General features: G+C 55.0%; 1 rRNA gene. It reads right to left on the reverse strand.

From position 1 onward, the window contains the following. Nucleotides 1-421: 421 nt before the first annotated feature. Nucleotides 422-509: ribosomal RNA gene (rrf, locus tag ACVOJ1_RS18985) — 5S ribosomal RNA — on the reverse strand; the annotation flags it as partial.

A 509-nucleotide genomic window follows, 5' to 3' on the forward strand; every position in this document is an offset into this window, starting at 1 on the left:
TAATAGTTGCTTGATCAAACGTCTGCAAGATGGACAGTCATCCTTCCTGCAGGCGCCTTCACAAGATACCTGCGCATACTTTCAAAGATCCGGGGAAGTGGCCTCAGCGCCGTTCCCGTGTGCTGCGAAGTTTCCTTCGTAGCGAGCCGCCCATTATAGCCGGCTTTTCCGCTTCGTCAACACCTTTTTCAAGGCCGTCACACCGGGGTGGACGTTGTTGCCGGAGCTGCTTCGTCGTTGGCCCCAAGGGGCTTTCGTCGTTGCGAGCCGCCTATTATGGCAGGCCTTTCAGCTTTGTCAACAACTTGTTTGAGGAACTTGAAGCTCTTCGTGAAGTTGTTGCCGCAAGTCCAGGTCAAAACCAGGTGCCTGCAAAAAAAGGAAAACCCCGCTGCGTCAGCAGCGGGGTTTTGGGTATAAACCCTGGCGATGACCTACTCTCGCATGGCTTGAGCCACACTACCATCGGCGCAGCTGCGTTTCACTTCCGAGTTCGGGATGGGATCGGG

The organism is Stenotrophomonas sp. STEN225 (genome assembly GCF_056756445.1).